We start from the raw sequence: 16,210 nt of genomic DNA, 5'->3' as shown, positions 1-16,210 counted from the left end.
CTAGCTCTATATTTACCTTTTAAATGTAAATAAAATTATTATTTTTTATATAAATCTTTAACTCCACCTCTATATCTTGTAAAAGATCTTTAATGAGTTCATAAAAATCATTTCCATACTCACTACACTCGTATTGAGCAAAGATTTGAATCACATATCTAGTTTCCGTCTCTAATGCTGACTTTATTTGATTAACTCTTTTTTCTTCTACATACGCTTGATATTTATGTATTGCCTCATAAAGACGCAATACATGCGCTTCTTCATCTCTCCAATCCAACGTATCAACAATTGAAAGAAATAGCGTATTTTGATTATCTATTATTTCATAATCATTCATATATTTCTTACACCCTTTTTTGTTTTTCATTGCATGCAGATGTCACTACACTTCGCATACTCAAGTACATCTTTTAATGATTGATGAAATTCAATTTCTGGGATCCAACCTAACCTTTTTATTTCTTCTATTGCTAAACTCTCATTTGAGTCGCTCCCACTCTTCTCTGTTTCCTCTATAAAAAAATTTAGCTGTGTTAATTCTTTATATTGTTCTAGTACATTTAATAAAGATCGTTTTACTCCTGATCCGATATTATATTGTTTTCCATTTATTCCATCTCGTAATAACACATGATACGCTTTGACCGCATCACGTACATCTAGAAAATCTCTACTATCTTTCAAACTGTTTACTTCAATAATGGCTTTACTTCTACCTGATTCTATATCTATCATTTTCTTTGCGAGAATCGAACAAATGCCATTCGATTCCCCTGGACCAATTAAGTTTGAGGGCTTTGCAATGATAATATTTGAATCCATTAATCCTCCCCAAACCTCTGCAATAATGACTTGCATCGTTTTACTTAAACTATATGGATTTGAAATTTTTATTTCGTTCATACTATTTACTTGCAAAGCAGATCCTATAACTAATGTTCTACAATGCGAGGCTTCTTGCTTAATTGCTTCTAATAAATATAATGTTCCTATTACATTAATCTCTATATACTCAAGAGCAGCTGTCCAAGATTCTATAACCGAATTCCTTCCTGCTAAATGCAATACGTAGTCTGGCTTTATTTGTTTTATTACCTTCATTACTTCGCTCTTATTAGTTAAATTACAAGTAATACCATTTCTAATTTTTTCTCCATATGCACGATTTTGAAACATAGGAATTACATGAAAGCCCTGCTGTAAAAAATATTGGCAAGCATGGCGTCCTGTGAAACCATTTGCACCAGTTATTAAAAGGCTCGCATTTTTTTTCATCGCAAAAACCCTCCTTTTAATAGCATTTGTTTCACCTCATGTTTTCCAAGTAAGTCTTGTTGAGAACTAAAACTCTTCACATCCACTAGCGGATAGCTAGAATAATATTCTTGAAGTCCTTCTATAGGAATAGTCGGTAGTACCACAAAATAATTTTGATCAAAACTTATACTTGTTTTACTCTCTACCTCAGATAGAAGCATTTCACTTAATTTTTCACCCGGTCTTATCCCTATCTCTTTTACCTTAACTTTTTCTTTTCCGGAATATTCAATTAATACTTCTGCTAAATCTGTTATTTTACATGCCGACATTTTCATAACAAAGATTTCCCCGCCTCTACCTTGATATACGGCTTTAAATAACAACCCAACAGCATCTTCAACTGTTAAGAAAAATCTAGTCATATTCGCATCGGTAATCCCTACTTCTGAAGATTTTTTAATTTGTTGTTTAAAAAGTGGTACTACACTTCCACTCGTTCCTAAAACATTTCCACCACGAACACAAATGAATTTTGTTTTCTTCGTTTGTATATTCGCATGAACCATTAATTTTTCACCAATTGCTTTTGTCATCCCATACGTATTTGATGGATCAGCAGCTTTATCCGTTGAAACATATATAACTTTTTCAACTTGCATCTGTATAGAGGCTTCAATTACATTTTGCGTACCATGTATATTGGTTTTTATAGCTTCATAAGGATAATACTCACATACTGGAACATGTTTTAAAGCTGCAAGATGGAACACATAATGTACACCTTGGCAAGCATAGACTAGTTGATCTTTATCACGAATATCTCCAATAATAAATTTTAACCTATCATCATTTATAAACTGTTGCTGCATTTCAAACTGGACCGTTTCATTTCTTGAAAAAATTCTAATTTCTTTCGGTGATTTTTCTAATAGTTGTTTTATAAGTTCATGCCCCCACGAACCTGTACCACCAGTAATTAAAATTATTTTATTTAACATTCTTTTTCCTCCTACGAAACATCTCAATTTAAATAATATTTATTGAATTATTTTCAATTGATTCAAATCATAATCGTCGTTTGTTACATTTAATTGACAAAATAAAAAAACAGAAACTATTAAACATAGTTTCTGTTTTTCATTTCACCTCACAACAGTAAGATTTTTTATACGTTTTTCATGATAAATAAATTCCTTGTAAAAAAACACCGCTCATTTATTTCTTATACTCGTAATAAAATAAATAGAATGATTCATAGCCAATAATCATGTTTAAATTTATGAAAAAGGGAGGTAACGGAATGGACCGAAGCAATTCAAATCATACATATAACGGACCTTCCAAAGCACTGCCTCTCTCCCTATTCGACGTAAAAAATGAATTAAAACAAAAAAGCAAGCTTATTCCTTCTGACACCATGTATAAATTAACGAAAGAAGAACAACTCATCATCAACAAAATAAAAATACAAACAGAACAACTAAATAAAAATAATGTTACAAGAACACGCGCATACTACCAATTTTACATTCAATATCCAGAAATACATTGGGCACTACTTGGACATATGGTATCACGTAACGGCGGTTGGAATATGACTGATTTAAAGGGGGATTTATATACGAGAATTTTATCAGAGAAAGATCAATTCATATTTTTTTCTTTTTTAGAAAGAGGGAATTGGCTTATTTTCCAAGATGTATACCCTCAATTTTTACTTTACGAACAAAGTGTAAAGAGATCACAAAAGTTATTTCACCTTCTTTCTCACCTAAATGTTTCTACATTTATGGAAACGATGTGGAACCATTTTTGGAAAACAGGTAACAAAAAAACTTTAGCGATTGCAACTATTATTAATGAACAAAACTACTTAGAAAAAAGAGTGATTCAAAATGTACAATTTAAAAAGACTGTACTAAATAGTATTGGATTTAAACTCTTTGATTTCTTTCAGTTTAATCATATCCTTTTCCCATTCTACGAAAATGATAAGAAACAAAAAGTATTACTATTTGGTGATACAATGAAACATTTCACTTCCTTACATGAACGGATATTAATTGGAAAAAGATTGTATTCATTATTATTTCGAGATACACATGTTTTATCTCAAATAATAAGCTGGGCCCAACATCATCCGCATACAGGATCAAGGAAAGATTACTGGCCCCATTTATTTTCAAGTGTAAATGAATCTTTTTCCCGTGAGTTTTATAAGCGCCGAATAAAGAAATGCCAGTTGCGAAGTGGCGCTTATCGTATATACAGTCCTTCACTCATCTATGCATGGCGAGATATGAAGCATGAAGAAGTTGACAGTGAAGATTGGTTTACCGATTGGCAAGTTGTAAATTACTTAGTTGATAAGGAGGAAAATATAAATGGACAAATTACAGAAGACTACTGCAAAACACTCGAAAAAATTGAACTTGCAATTCTCGCAAAGAAAAATGTCCTCCTCCGAGAAGAAGAATGAGTTTCTAGCATTAGTAGTTACAATCTTTCTCTCTTCTATTATTGGAACTTGTTTAGATGCTTTTTTTGTTCATAAACAAATATATTCCTTTCCAGCTAGACCCTTCTCATCCACATTTTCAGTTAATATAGCTTTTACATCGTTCGTACTGCCGATTTTAACAGTTATCTTTATACACATTTCAAAAAAAATATCTAAAGTTTCTAGAATTCTATTTATTATTTCGATCGGTATTTGCGCTAGCCTTTTTGAACAGATTGCTGAAAGTTTAGGTTTATTTGTACATAGTGCGAATTGGAACCATACATATTCTTTATTTGGTTATATGATTTTTTATTCTTTTATTTGGAACGTATATAATTGGATAAAAAAATAAAGAGACCATTATAGGTCCCTTCTTAAGCATACTCTTCCATTATTGCTAATGGTGCCAGTGTTTGAAGGCTTTTAGAGCGTAAACGATAGGCAACGACTTTCTTCTTATATTGCTTAATGACATCAACATGTTCCTCATAGCTATATAGAGAAAACCTAATCTCTTTATTCCCTTTCTTCGTATCAATGACTATTGGTGTCCCTTCTCCGTGCGGCGGGAAATAATGTTTATCTAAAAACAAAGCCTCATTAAATTCATGAATAACTTGTAGTTTCATTTCTCCCTCTATATTTTTTCCATCTATCGATATAGAAGTATTTTCCGCCTCAAGCTTTTGATGCAATTCAAATTTACTAATAATTGATTCTACAACAGAAGTGGGCATGCTAGAAACTAATACTTTAATAGCTCCAAAAACAAATAATGTAACTATAAACCATGTTGTCATTGTTATCATCTCCATTACATTTAAAAAATAAATTTCGTTCCATACGGTATTAGTATACTAATGAGTATTCCAGTTACAATCATCGTTACCCAACCGATAGTCGCTTCTTTCTCGCCTTCCTTCACTAAACGGCTCACACCGATAATATGTGATGCACAGCCCATTCCAACTCCTTTTCCAATCGTACTTGTTATACTGAAAAGCTTAAGTACTGTTGGTCCGATAATAGCACCTGTTATTCCTGCAACAACTACAAAACTAGAAGTCATAGATGGAATACCACCAATTTGATCCTCTAATGATAAGGCAATAGGCATCGTTGCTAACTGTGGTAAAGTAGTTAATATAAGTTCCTTATCTATATTTAAAATTCCGCCAATCACTACATTCATACCCGTTACAGCCACTATACCTATTACTACTCCAATAAGTATCGATAAAAAATTTTTCATAAGTATCTTTCGCTCTTTAAATAGAGGTATGGCTAATGCTACAATTGCAGGGCTCAATAAGCTTGAAAGAATGTCTCCTCCATTTTCCCTATACTCATGATGAGAAATACCAAAAATCAAAAATAAACAAATCATAATTGCCGTAACTGTTAACACCGGTAACGTAAATGCAAACGTAAATTTTTTATATAGCTTTGTCGCCAAGAAATAAATTGCTACAGTAATAATAATTAAGACCATTTGAATCGTGCACCTTGCCGATTTTATTTTTTTGTTGTTATTAATAATTGACTTATATACCCTGAAACAATCAAAGTTACTACAGTACTTGCAACTACTAAAAGGAATATAATACTCCCCTTACTTAAAAGAAAAGACCCGTATTCCATGAGCCCTGTTGTCGAAGGGATTAAAAATAACGGTAAAAATACGATTAACTTTTCCGCACCTAACTCAAACCATTTTAACGGTAAAATGCGAGTGGAAAGGAGCAGGAACAGCATTAACATCCCTATTAAACTTCCCGGTATTGATAGATGGAATATTTCCTGAATCCACGTACCCACTAAGCTAAATATATATAGCACGCCTACTTGAAGTAAAAGCATCACGTACTTCATTTCTTTCCCTCATTTCACTATCACACATCCATATTATGAAATTTCATTTAGCGTGTCGGCAAACCGTTTAATTCCAAGTTGAATTTGTTCTATATTCGCTCTACCAAACGTAAATCGTATATATTCATTTTTCGAACCTAAAACACTGCCCGGAACAAATGCGACACCATTCCGTATAGATTCACCTAATAAGTGATATTCATCAAACTTTCCTTTCACTTTACACCATACATGTATTCCACCCTCTGGCACGAAACATTCAACTCGGTCTCCCAATGTTCCTTCAAGCTCTGCAATTAATTCATCTCTTCTTTGCTTCAATTGTCCACGAAGTATCGTAATATGTGTATGAAAATCCTTTGATTCTAAAAATTGATTTGCTACCCACTGCGTAAATACACTATGGCCAAAATCAACTTGTTGCTTTGCATCTGCTAAACGCTCAATTACACGTGTAGGACCAATTATCCATCCAATACGTAATCCTGATGCAACAATTTTTGATAATGAACTTATATAAAGAACATTTCCATTTTGGTCCATTGATTTTAATGTCGGGTTCACTTCTCCATTAAAAGAAATTAAACTATACGGATCATCTTCTACAATTGGTATACCGAACTCAGAAGACAGTTCTAAAATTTTTTTACGTCTCGCTAATGAAAGCACAGTACCTGTTGGATTTTGATAATCTGGATTCAAAAATACCATACGAATGCGATGCTTTTTGTGCAAATCGATTAAGTCATCTGGATTCATTCCATGCTCATCAACAGGTAAATGAAATATGTTTAAACCGGCCGATTTAAACATTGGAAGCGAAAAACAATATGACGGATCTTCAATCGCAATCGCATCGCCAGGTTTTAATAAACATTGAACGATAAGATTAAGCGCCTGTTGTGCTCCAGACGTAATAAGAATAGAGCTTGAATCTGCTTCAATTTGTTTATATTGCTGAACATGTGCTGCAATTGTTTTTCTCAACATCTCATTTCCAAGTGGATGGTCATAGCCGAGATTTTCCATAAATGTTTTCTCCGCCAAAATTGTTCGAAATCTATCACTTGGAATTAATTCTGGTGACAGTTCACCACTCGCTAAATTAATTAAATCATCTTTTTGTGTTTCCGTTCGAATTTGTTGAACGAGTGGTACGTTAGGTAAGAACGATCCATCCTCCACGTACCTACCCCAGTTCGGTATTCGTTTATGTGAGACACCCCATATGTCTGTATTAACCCGTGTTCCGCTTCCCTTTTGCCGTTCTACTACTCCAAGTGATTTTAATTCTTCATACGCAGCTACTATTGTACTCCGGTTCACCTGTAATTCCTTTGCCAATATACGCTCAGAAGGTAACTTACTATCAGAAGGAAATTCACCTGAAGAAATGCCTCTTTCAATATAATCAGCAATTTGTTTATATACAGGTGTCTTATCTGCACGATTTGGTTTCCATTCCATCTAGTTTCCTCCTTTCAAAACGAACTATCCTCATTTTTTACTAACAGTATTCACCGTAAAAATAGTATTAATTAGTCACATTTTCTTATCCGTAAATGGATATATCCAAAATGGTTCTCTTTCTGATTACTCAATAGCTTCTGAAATTCCAACTTCATACTCTCATTTCCAGTTCTTTTACAAACTATCAAATCATTACCGCATACCATGTTACCCCGGCCAGTAGAACAAAAAGAAGAAGAATATAGATTGCAGATAAGTTTTTCACATTTCTTTTTGTAGACTTACCGTAATTCTCCTCCACGTTTCTTGCAACTAGTACAGTCCCAAATAGCGATACAATTACAATAATAACGACTAGTGAAATTGCAAAACTCATTGTCTTTTCACCTCTCTAAGACCCATCTATTTTAATTAAAGAACTTACATAAAAACCTTCCTCTTTAAAACGTTGATAACATACTACCTTTCTTCTCTTATCATAATAGATGTTTGCAAAAAGCGGACCAACCACTTTCTTGTTTTTTTGCTCATCCACTTAAAAAATAAAAAGCAACTGATCACTTAGGACCAGTTGCTTTTTTCACACGATAATTTTTCATTTAAAATTAATTCGATTTAAAAGTTTCGCCTTTTCATAATGAAACATCGACTGAGATAACTCAAAAATTGTTCCATTTACAAGATACACTGTATTTTCAATAAGAAGCGCCGGATCACCTTCATTTAATTCTAAAAGCTGTGCATTTTCTTTATTTACTTTTTCACAACTAATAACTTTATCAGCAAAACCAATATTTAATCGTAAATCTTCAATGAAATAACTGTATACAGAGCTTAATGCTATTTCTTCGTTCAAATATGGAATAATATCCTTTTTGAAATAACTTACTTCAATAGAGAATGGTTTAGCATCTACAATTCTTAAGCGCTTCAAAAAATACAACCTAGTTCCAGCTTCGCATTGCATCCGCTTTGCTATCTCTTCGTCCGCATCTATTACTTCCAGCTCTAACACTTTCGTTTCAATATTTTGTGAAACAAGATTTTTCGTTAATCCACGTAAACTTCCTAAATTAATGTAATCTGTTACAGAAGTTTCGCGTAAAAACATGCCACTACCTTGCACTTGAAAAATATAACCTCTATTCACAAGCTGACTAATTACTTTACGTATCGTATTACGGCTTACTTCAAATCGATTCATCAACGCTTCTTCTGTAGGTAGTTTTTTCGTTTCATTAAAAAGCCCATCTCGAATGTTTTGCTCTAACACATCTGCAATTTGTTTATACTTTGCACTCATACACTTTCTCCTAAAATACTCTTTTATCTGTTATAACTCTTCCCCTCTCGTTTCGATCACACATTTATACCAATGAAACGAAAGTTTCTTCTTACGTTTTAAGTTATCATTATGATCGACAAAAATAAAGCCATATTGCTTTTTATATCCATTTAACCAACTTAAAAGATCAATCACTGACCATGCATAATAACCTTTTAAGTTAATTCCCTCTTCAATTGCACGCTTCATTACTTTTAAATGCGCTTCAATAAATTTAATTCTCGGAACATCTACAATTTCTCCGTCAATGATTGGATCTTCATCACCAAGTCCATTTTCCGTTACATACATCTTTATGTCACCGTAACGCGCTTTCAACATATGCAATCCCTCTAAGAAACCTTCGGGAGATATTTCCCATCCCCATTTTGTATATGTTTTATCATCCATTTTAACTGTTCGATAAAAACCATCAAAAGAAGGGTTACCTGGAGCAAGCGTTGAGTTTTCTCGAGAATGTTCCTCACTCTTTATATCCATATCGTATCTTTCTACTCGTATTGGTTGATAATAATTCAAGCCAATAAAATCATTTTCTTCTGCATTTTGTTTAATGATTTCTAATTCTTCAACCGTCCAATTAGGAGTCCATCCTTTTTCCTTTAATTGTTGTACAACATAAGACGGATACTCGCCCTTTAAAATTGGATCATAATACCAATACGTTTCATATTCATTCGCATGATTTGCTGCTTGTATATTTTCTTTTTGATCATCCACACTATAAGCAGGTAAGAAAACATGTGTAATCCCAATCTCACCATATTGTTTCAGCTGCTTGTACACCGCAACTGTTTTCGCATGTGCATAAAATACATAATGAGTCGCTTGAAAATACTTTGGAACATCATTTTGGATTCCTGGTGGATGTGCACCTTTTAAATAACCTAATCCACAAAACATTACTGTCTCATTAAAAGTAATCCAATGCTTAACTCTGTCACCAAATGCCTTAAAACAAGTTTCTGCATATTTTACGAAAGCCTCTGCTGTTCTTTTATTCGTCCATCCACCATCTTTTTCTAACGGTAATGGTAAATCCCAATGATATAAAGTGACAAACGGCACAATCCCGTATTTTAAACATTCATCAATTAAGTTGTTATAAAATTCAATCCCTTTTTCATTTACCTTTCCATCTCCAGTCGGCAATATTCTCGCCCAAGAAATAGAAAAACGATACGATTCTAATCCCATCTCAGCCATTAAGCGAACATCTTCCTTATATCGATGATAATGATCAACAGCTACATCACCATTTGTTCCATTGTATGTTTTGCCAGGAATTTTTGAAAACTCGTCCCAATTCGTAACACCTTTTCCATCTTCATTCCATGCACCTTCTACTTGATAAGAAGCTGAAGCAGCTCCGAATAAAAAATCATGTGGAAACTTCATAGTATATACCTCCATTTCATTACAACAAATCAAATTCAATCATACATATAAAATTTATAGGTACAAATTTTATATGTATGATTATATCTTATGTTTTTATTTTTTCTATTATAAAAGTACAATTTCTATTGTTGGTTATTGGAAAAGAAATAAGAAGCGATATATTTTATCGCTTCTTACTCTCATCATCTTTATTCTTTTATTAATGACTTATTCGCTCTTATAACTTCTTGATACAATAATGGTGACCACTTTTCATTTATGTAGTCTTGAATTACCCAGCCCACTCTCAAAGGATTCTTTTGTTTTATATAGTTTGCAATTTCAGGATTTATATAAGAGGCATAGTAATACGGACTATTCCATGCTGTACCACCAGAAGACAAGCTTGTAAAATTAATATATAGATGATTTAAATCCTCGCTATTGTTCATCGTTTCATCCATCGTATCTTTAATAGATTTTACTTTCTCATCATAATTCACTTTATATTTATCTTGTACTGTTACATTTACATTTTGGTTTACAGTTGTGGTAAACGTCTCATTATCTGGCCAATAAAAATTATTATATCCTCCAGATTCATTACTACCACTATATCTTTTTAGTAGTACAATTTTCCCACGAGCATCTCCAAGTTTTATATTTCCTTCTGTTTTTAAAAAGATAGGATCAACAAAATAATTTTTTTCAAACGTACTACTAAATGAACCTTCTGCCCCTTTCATATCCTCATACTCTTTTTTTAAAGACATAATAATTGTTTCACTCGGGTTATCTTTTAAAAATTGTTTCGCTTCATTTATGAATTCATGCAGTGTTACGTAAAGATATAATGGCCCATGATGAAGAACTATCGTATTATCATCTGTTAAACGTCCTCTTATATCAAAAATGCGAGCTCCATGGTCCATTTGATAGCGAAAATCATATTCTTGCGTCATTCCCCACACTTGCTTAATCGGATTTTGCAACTTGAACGTCCCACTATCGTGTGTTCCTGGAATTGAAATTCGTGCTAACGGGATATTATCAGGTATAGGTTGCATCCATTTTGACCAATTTTCAAGCTCATTAACAGAGCTAGCTGCAACTACTCTCTTATCATGTAAAGCAAATACAAATGTGATAAATATTGTACTACATATGAATAATTTCAAAATTAACTTCTTATTGCTCATTATTATCCCTCTCTCTTTCTGTTTTTACATCAAACTTATTGAATATAATATAAGCTAGTTCATAAAAAATAAATAACATTTCATCAATATGAAATATTGCATAGAAGTAAAGTTAAAAAATCATTCACATATACTAAATTAGAAAAATTTAAAGGAACTTCATCTGAAGTTCCTTTTGCTTATTTTATGTTCAATACATATGAACCATCTTTATTCTCATATTTATAGACGTATAAATAATATTTCCCTGGCTTTGCATTATAAGTTCCTTTAACTACATTTCCTTCATTTTCACCATATGCTACATAGTTATTTAAATCTGATTCATGATGAAGTACCCATGTCATTCCGATATTTTGTTCATTTAGTAGAGAAATATTAATATTTTCCGGTGAGTCAATTTGGAAAGTAAATACATCTACTCTATCACTATTATGTAGCGTTCCTTTCACCGGTGTATGAAAGTTAACTTTATTTGCCTGTCTAGGCTCATTGTTTGGTTCATTTTCTGTTACTTGTAACTCATTCCCACCGTTTGGTTTTCTTTGTTCATAACCTAAATTTACTAGTATAGACTTCAAATCTGGTAAAACACCAATTTTATCTGCATATGGATCTTTAGATTTTGTTCCTGTGCTCTGGTTGCTTAATATTGCTCTTAGTTCACTTGGTCTATATGGTTGTCCTAAATTTTCTTTAGCAATGCTTTGTACTAAAGTCGCTGCCCCAGCAATAATTGGCGAGGCACTAGATGTTCCGCTAAAGCTTGAAGTATAAAGATTTACAGCACTTCTACTTTGCTCGGCTGTAGTTGTATCTACATTTTCTCCCCATCCGTACACATCAATACGGCTTCCATAATTCGAAAACCACATACGTTCATGAGGGAAAGATGAAGAGCCAGCTCCTACCATAATTGCACCCGAATCTTTAAAATCTTTACTATTACGATTTAAGACTTGCTTACCTTTTCTATCTTTGAACTGATCTAAATCATTCCACCCATTTGCTCCAGCCTCTATAATTACAATTCCCTTATCTGTACCAGCACGAATTGCATCAAAAATATCTGGTTGTACTTCAACAGGTAAATATTTATCACCATATCCATCAAAAGATGCTTGCGCCTCTAATAATAAAACATCCCCAGCTTCTAACTGATTTACAGCGCTTAATATTGCATCAGCCGTATTATACTGTCCGTTATCTCTTATTTGAGAGATAACCTTTGCTTTCGCTTTTGGCGCAATCCCAATATTCCCGACTTCATTGTCCTCAGAGGATACAATTCCTAGTACAGACGTCCCATGACCGACATGCTGATTTATATTTCTTCCAGACATTAATTCAATATTTTGATGTAATAAATCCTCATGATTTAATAGCCATCCGTATTCCATATCAACAAAAGTAATACCATTTCCATTACCGCCTTGAATTCCCCAGGCGAAAGGCGCATTAATACCGTATGGGGCTGCTTCAAGATAACCTTGTTTTTTAAATCTAGGATTGTTATTAGGATTAAGGGCTACACTTGATGATTGCACTTCAGGTGGCATTATTTTCTCTTGTTTCTTCATATACGCATCTTCTATTAAAGAAGATGCCTTTAACTTATCTACTATTTCTTCATACCCACTATTTTGATTTTGAAGAATATAGTAGTTTAATAAACTTGTAGATACATGATTAGGTGCTTTCACTTCAAGGTTTTGTATTTGTTCTGGGCTTACAGATGTGAATAAACGAGTAAATGTTACATCTGGATATTCTGTCAAAAGATCTTTTATTACTTTATCATTCGTTTGAGATTGTATTCGTTTTTCAATACCATCTTCATATGGCAAATCCAAATCCGCTTTAAATTTTACAATGATTTGCTTATCTGTTTCTTGTTCTATCCCTAATTTACTCTGCTGTTCTATAGAATCAGCATATACACTATTGATAGTGCCTCCTGTTCCTAAAAGTGTTGTAATGATTACAGTTGACGCACACATTTTTTGAAATATTTTCATTACATCAATCCTCCTATCAATAATTATTAATCATTATATTAATCTATAATGATTAATTCTATAACGTATTCCCTTTCTACTAAATAGATTATAGTAATCAGAAATATGAACTTCAATGTATTTTCATATGCAATATTTCATATTCTGGCTCTACACTAAACGAATATGAAACTTATAGTGATTATTTATTTTATATGTGCTAATATACTTACATTAATATATTACGCATATACATATTTCAAACTACATTACTTAATCGTTTCACCTTAATTTTTTCTTAGGAGGATTTACAATGAAATTACTAAAAATAAAACATATAATTCCTTTATCTGCGGCCGCAATTACATTCGTATGTAGTCAAAGTACAGCTGAAGCTTCTACCATTCATACAGTAAAAAAGAACGATACACTTTGGGGCATTAGTAAACAATACGGAGTTTCAATACAATCCATTAAACAGGCTAATAATAAAGGAAACGATAAAACCTTTATTGGCGAACAGTTACATATTCCAGGGTCCGTGAAATCAAATGAAATCACTGTTCCTCAAAACGCCAAGCCTGCGAACATTTCTGAACAAATTATTTATCAAGTACAACCGGGAGATTCATTAGAAACGATAGCAAAGCGTTACAATGTCACTGTCCGATCTATAAAACAAATTAACAATACAGTCGGAAACAAGCTTTATACAGGACAACATTTAAAAATCAACTCAAGTATTTCACAAAAAGAAAAAGACTTAATGGCACGCTTAGTTACCGCTGAAGCAGGTGGCGAATCCTATAAAGGAAAAGTAGCAGTAGCCAAAGTTATACTAAATCGTGTAAATGCAAAAGGTTTTCCAAATACAATAACAGGCGTTATTTATGAACCTATTAAATACGGATATGCATTTACTCCTGTTACAGATGGAAGAATTAATCAACCTGCAAGTGCAGAAGCAAAAATGGCTGTAGAAGAGGCTATCTCCACAAATGGAGTAGATTCAGACTGGATTTATTTCTACAATCCAAAAACATCAACGGACAAGTGGATTACGACACGTCAAACAGTAGCAGTAATTGGTAACCATGTGTTTGCTAAATAAGATTTAAAATCATTAACAGACCTCTTCACTTAAAAGGTCTGTTTTTTTCTATGTAAGATGTTATTAATCATATGACATAGTTATTTTTTAAACTGTTTCTTCTTTCAAATAAAAATTTTTGTATTTACTCCACCACTCGTAGAAATTAATAAAGCATCAAGTTCAAAAACTCCCACTTTATTAATAAAAGCTATTTCTTAACTTCATAAAATTGTTATACACTAGAAAAATAAAAAACAAACTATTCGTTAGCAGGTGGAAGAATATGTATGATGTTACGATTATCGGCGCTGGAGTAAGTAGCATTTTTATGGCTTATTCACTAGCTAAAAGTAACAAAAAAGTTTTAATTCTTGATAAAGGTAAAGCGCTAGAAGATCGCCATTGTCCTTTAGACGAAGGAAAAGTGTGTAATTGTACTACATGTGATAAATATTTCGGGTTTGGTGGTTTAGGCAAATCTGAAGGGAAATTTAATTATACAAACGGATTTGGCGGAGAACTTGAGAAAAAAGTCGGTAAAGAGGGTTTTATACAACTCATGGCTGAAGTAGATGAAATTCTATGTCAGTTTGGTGGAAGTTCGGTTTCAAAATATTCTACTGAAAATTCAAGTCTCACTAAGAGAGCTGAAGCGTGTGGTTTACAAATGCTAACAACAGAAGTAAGACATCTTGGTACTGCACTTTCCAGTAACATTTTTCAGCAGCTCTATGAATTTTTACTGACGAAAATAAAGATCCAATTTCATATAGATGTACAACATATTCTGAAACAGGAAGATCATTTTACAATAGATACAAATCAAGGAACAGTTCAAACTAAGCAACTAGTATTTGCAACTGGGCGCTCTGGGGCCGATTGGTTAAAAGAAATGTGCAGTTCCCTAAATATTTCTCAGGAGCAAACACGTGTAGATTTAGGAATTAGAGTAGAAATGAAAGAACATCAATTACGTTCTATATTAAAAGATACTTTTGAAACAAAACTTTCTTATCAAGGTGAGCATTTCACAGCAACTACTTACTGTATGAATCCAAAAGGACGCATCATTCGAAAGTACGAAGAAGGTTTAGTTATGCCTGACGGTCAAAATTTTCGAGAGCAAGGAACTGGCACTTCTAATTTAAATTTCACTTTATTTATTCCTCGCTATTTTCCAACTCTCAAAGAAGCAAATGTATACGCAAGTTCAATTATTAAAGGCATTAACCAAGGACGAGATCGGATTGTTATACAGCGCTTAGAGGACTTACTAAAGAAACAACCTACGGCGGAAAACAGCATGGAACATAGCCGTATACAGCCTACACTACAGGGGGATTATGGAGATTTGAATCAAGAAATTCCTCAATTATATATTGAAGGGCTCAAAGAATTTTTATTACGTTTAGAACAATTTATACAAGAACCTATTGATCAACATACTTTACTATATGGAATTGATGGAAAGTTCTATGCTCCTACGATAAAAATTAATAATCATTTTGAAACTAGTATACATGGGCTATTTTTAATTGGAGATTGTTCAGGCGTTACGCACTCATTATCTCAAGCAGCTGCAAGTGGTCTGTATGTTGGAAAGTACTTATCTGACATTTAATTTCTATCATTAAGATTCTAGTCAAATATTCCTAATTTCAAAACACTTTACTTATATAGTAAAAATATATTAATAAGCCCTCCTATCCTTCCCGGCTAATGATTAACCGACAAAAAATCGGAATTTTACAAGATACATATGTAATATAACTACATATTTAAAACTGTTGGTATTCAATTCTAATAAATTGAATGTCAACAGTTTTAAAAGTCTCTATCCATTTTCACTTTCATTTGTTCGATATTTTGTAACATCATCATAGTGTTTAATATGGTAGGATGTCTATAAGTCAATTTCACTACAACTATGACTTGTTCTGCCCGTTTCTCAAAAAGAGTTATATTTATGCTACTACGCTTTAAAAATCCCCATTGTATGTATATGAATACTTCAAATTATTCCCTTTAGAAAACAGATTCTAAATGGTTCATTACACTCCAATAGTTATAAAAAAATAATATATAACT

16 protein-coding genes are annotated in these 16,210 nt (G+C 32.8%); 4 read left to right on the top strand and 12 right to left on the bottom strand.

Annotation, left to right across the window (positions count from 1 at the left end):
• Positions 1-19: 19 nt before the first annotated feature.
• Genes HMPREF1014_RS05725 through HMPREF1014_RS05715 form a run of 3 tightly spaced genes read right to left on the bottom strand, consistent with a single transcriptional unit; the run spans position 20 to position 2,261 of the window.
• Complete coding sequence (locus HMPREF1014_RS05725; protein WP_003315123.1) at positions 20-370, bottom strand: DUF6572 domain-containing protein; 351 nt, start codon at positions 368-370, stop codon at positions 20-22.
• The gene (locus tag HMPREF1014_RS05720; RefSeq protein ID WP_000739108.1) at positions 367-1,278 is read right to left on the bottom strand and encodes an SDR family oxidoreductase; all 912 of its coding nucleotides are present in this window, start codon (positions 1,276-1,278) and stop codon (positions 367-369) included. The genes HMPREF1014_RS05725 and HMPREF1014_RS05720 overlap by 4 nt, the downstream gene beginning before the upstream one ends.
• Positions 1,275-2,261 carry a UDP-N-acetylglucosamine 4,6-dehydratase family protein gene (locus HMPREF1014_RS05715; protein WP_000932590.1) on the bottom strand — a complete coding sequence of 329 codons (987 nt, stop codon included), beginning with the start codon at positions 2,259-2,261 and terminating at the stop codon, positions 1,275-1,277. Before HMPREF1014_RS05715 ends, HMPREF1014_RS05720 begins: the two co-directional genes overlap by 4 nt.
• Positions 2,262-2,563: 302 nt before the next feature.
• Between HMPREF1014_RS05715 and HMPREF1014_RS05710 the strand changes: the two genes are divergently transcribed.
• Positions 2,564-3,742, top strand: a complete 1,179-nt coding sequence (locus HMPREF1014_RS05710) for a DUF2515 domain-containing protein (RefSeq protein ID WP_000376165.1) — start codon at positions 2,564-2,566, stop codon at positions 3,740-3,742.
• Complete coding sequence (locus tag HMPREF1014_RS05705) at positions 3,717-4,118, top strand: CBO0543 family protein (protein ID WP_043306260.1); 402 nt, start codon at positions 3,717-3,719, stop codon at positions 4,116-4,118. Before HMPREF1014_RS05710 ends, HMPREF1014_RS05705 begins: the two co-directional genes overlap by 26 nt.
• A 22-nt stretch (positions 4,119-4,140) precedes the next feature.
• Here the strand turns inward: HMPREF1014_RS05705 and HMPREF1014_RS05700 are convergent, their stop codons facing one another.
• From HMPREF1014_RS05700 to HMPREF1014_RS05660, 9 genes are all read right to left on the bottom strand, one after another.
• Positions 4,141-4,566 (bottom strand): YfmQ family protein, encoded by a 426-nt coding sequence (locus HMPREF1014_RS05700; protein WP_000214633.1) that lies wholly within the window; start codon positions 4,564-4,566, stop codon positions 4,141-4,143.
• Between the two features lie 20 nt (positions 4,567-4,586).
• On the bottom strand, positions 4,587-5,258 hold the full coding sequence (locus HMPREF1014_RS05695; RefSeq protein WP_000242944.1) for an LrgB family protein: 672 nt from the start codon (positions 5,256-5,258) through the stop codon (positions 4,587-4,589).
• Between the two features lie 23 nt (positions 5,259-5,281).
• Complete coding sequence (locus HMPREF1014_RS05690) at positions 5,282-5,638, bottom strand: CidA/LrgA family holin-like protein (protein WP_000878380.1); 357 nt, start codon at positions 5,636-5,638, stop codon at positions 5,282-5,284.
• Between the two features lie 33 nt (positions 5,639-5,671).
• Positions 5,672-7,105, bottom strand: coding sequence for a MocR-like pyridoxine biosynthesis transcription factor PdxR (gene pdxR / locus HMPREF1014_RS05685; RefSeq protein WP_000454956.1), 1,434 nt, complete (start codon positions 7,103-7,105; stop codon positions 5,672-5,674).
• A 187-nt stretch (positions 7,106-7,292) separates the two neighbouring features.
• Entirely contained in the window at positions 7,293-7,484 is a 192-nt protein-coding gene (locus HMPREF1014_RS05680) for a hypothetical protein (protein WP_000006458.1), read from the bottom strand.
• 219 nt (positions 7,485-7,703) lie between these two features.
• Positions 7,704-8,411, bottom strand: coding sequence for a GntR family transcriptional regulator (locus HMPREF1014_RS05675; RefSeq protein ID WP_001274912.1), 708 nt, complete (start codon positions 8,409-8,411; stop codon positions 7,704-7,706).
• 30 nt (positions 8,412-8,441) lie between these two features.
• Complete coding sequence (locus tag HMPREF1014_RS05670; RefSeq protein ID WP_000671627.1) at positions 8,442-9,851, bottom strand: glycoside hydrolase family 1 protein; 1,410 nt, start codon at positions 9,849-9,851, stop codon at positions 8,442-8,444.
• A gap of 191 nt (positions 9,852-10,042) precedes the next feature.
• Positions 10,043-11,032 (bottom strand): phosphatidylinositol diacylglycerol-lyase, encoded by a 990-nt coding sequence (gene plcA / locus HMPREF1014_RS05665; RefSeq protein WP_000066297.1) that lies wholly within the window; start codon positions 11,030-11,032, stop codon positions 10,043-10,045.
• A 179-nt stretch (positions 11,033-11,211) separates the two neighbouring features.
• Positions 11,212-13,050, bottom strand: a complete 1,839-nt coding sequence (locus HMPREF1014_RS05660) for a S8 family peptidase (RefSeq protein ID WP_000689201.1) — start codon at positions 13,048-13,050, stop codon at positions 11,212-11,214.
• A 292-nt stretch (positions 13,051-13,342) separates the two neighbouring features.
• Here HMPREF1014_RS05660 and HMPREF1014_RS05655 point away from each other — a divergent pair, with 292 nt between their 5' ends.
• Entirely contained in the window at positions 13,343-14,140 is a 798-nt protein-coding gene (locus HMPREF1014_RS05655; protein WP_000771006.1) for a cell wall hydrolase, read from the top strand.
• A gap of 265 nt (positions 14,141-14,405) precedes the next feature.
• On the top strand, positions 14,406-15,743 hold the full coding sequence (locus HMPREF1014_RS05650) for an NAD(P)/FAD-dependent oxidoreductase (RefSeq protein WP_000272397.1): 1,338 nt from the start codon (positions 14,406-14,408) through the stop codon (positions 15,741-15,743).
• Positions 15,744-16,210 lie beyond the last annotated feature (467 nt).

The organism is Bacillus sp. 7_6_55CFAA_CT2 (genome assembly GCF_000238655.1).
In the GTDB taxonomy this organism is placed as follows: domain Bacteria; phylum Bacillota; class Bacilli; order Bacillales; family Bacillaceae_G; genus Bacillus_A; species Bacillus_A cereus.
This window is presented reverse-complemented; position numbering and strand designations above follow the sequence as displayed.

What these genes read in the sequence shown, in the direction of transcription:
- HMPREF1014_RS05725 (WP_003315123.1), bottom strand. Translation starts at nt 370, where the DNA reads ATGAAAAACAAAAAAGGGTGTAAGAAATATATGAATGATTATGAAATA.
- HMPREF1014_RS05720 (WP_000739108.1), bottom strand. Translation starts at nt 1,278, where the DNA reads ATGAAAAAAAATGCGAGCCTTTTAATAACTGGTGCAAATGGTTTCACA.
- HMPREF1014_RS05715 (WP_000932590.1), bottom strand. Translation starts at nt 2,261, where the DNA reads ATGTTAAATAAAATAATTTTAATTACTGGTGGTACAGGTTCGTGGGGG.
- HMPREF1014_RS05710 (WP_000376165.1), top strand. Translation starts at nt 2,564, where the DNA reads ATGGACCGAAGCAATTCAAATCATACATATAACGGACCTTCCAAAGCA.
- HMPREF1014_RS05705 (WP_043306260.1), top strand. Translation starts at nt 3,717, where the DNA reads ATGTCCTCCTCCGAGAAGAAGAATGAGTTTCTAGCATTAGTAGTTACA.
- HMPREF1014_RS05700 (WP_000214633.1), bottom strand. Translation starts at nt 4,566, where the DNA reads ATGACAACATGGTTTATAGTTACATTATTTGTTTTTGGAGCTATTAAA.
- HMPREF1014_RS05695 (WP_000242944.1), bottom strand. Translation starts at nt 5,258, where the DNA reads ATGGTCTTAATTATTATTACTGTAGCAATTTATTTCTTGGCGACAAAG.
- HMPREF1014_RS05690 (WP_000878380.1), bottom strand. Translation starts at nt 5,638, where the DNA reads ATGAAGTACGTGATGCTTTTACTTCAAGTAGGCGTGCTATATATATTT.
- pdxR (WP_000454956.1), bottom strand. Translation starts at nt 7,105, where the DNA reads ATGGAATGGAAACCAAATCGTGCAGATAAGACACCTGTATATAAACAA.
- HMPREF1014_RS05680 (WP_000006458.1), bottom strand. Translation starts at nt 7,484, where the DNA reads ATGAGTTTTGCAATTTCACTAGTCGTTATTATTGTAATTGTATCGCTA.
- HMPREF1014_RS05675 (WP_001274912.1), bottom strand. Translation starts at nt 8,411, where the DNA reads ATGAGTGCAAAGTATAAACAAATTGCAGATGTGTTAGAGCAAAACATT.
- HMPREF1014_RS05670 (WP_000671627.1), bottom strand. Translation starts at nt 9,851, where the DNA reads ATGAAGTTTCCACATGATTTTTTATTCGGAGCTGCTTCAGCTTCTTAT.
- plcA (WP_000066297.1), bottom strand. Translation starts at nt 11,032, where the DNA reads ATGAGCAATAAGAAGTTAATTTTGAAATTATTCATATGTAGTACAATA.
- HMPREF1014_RS05660 (WP_000689201.1), bottom strand. Translation starts at nt 13,050, where the DNA reads ATGAAAATATTTCAAAAAATGTGTGCGTCAACTGTAATCATTACAACA.
- HMPREF1014_RS05655 (WP_000771006.1), top strand. Translation starts at nt 13,343, where the DNA reads ATGAAATTACTAAAAATAAAACATATAATTCCTTTATCTGCGGCCGCA.
- HMPREF1014_RS05650 (WP_000272397.1), top strand. Translation starts at nt 14,406, where the DNA reads ATGTATGATGTTACGATTATCGGCGCTGGAGTAAGTAGCATTTTTATG.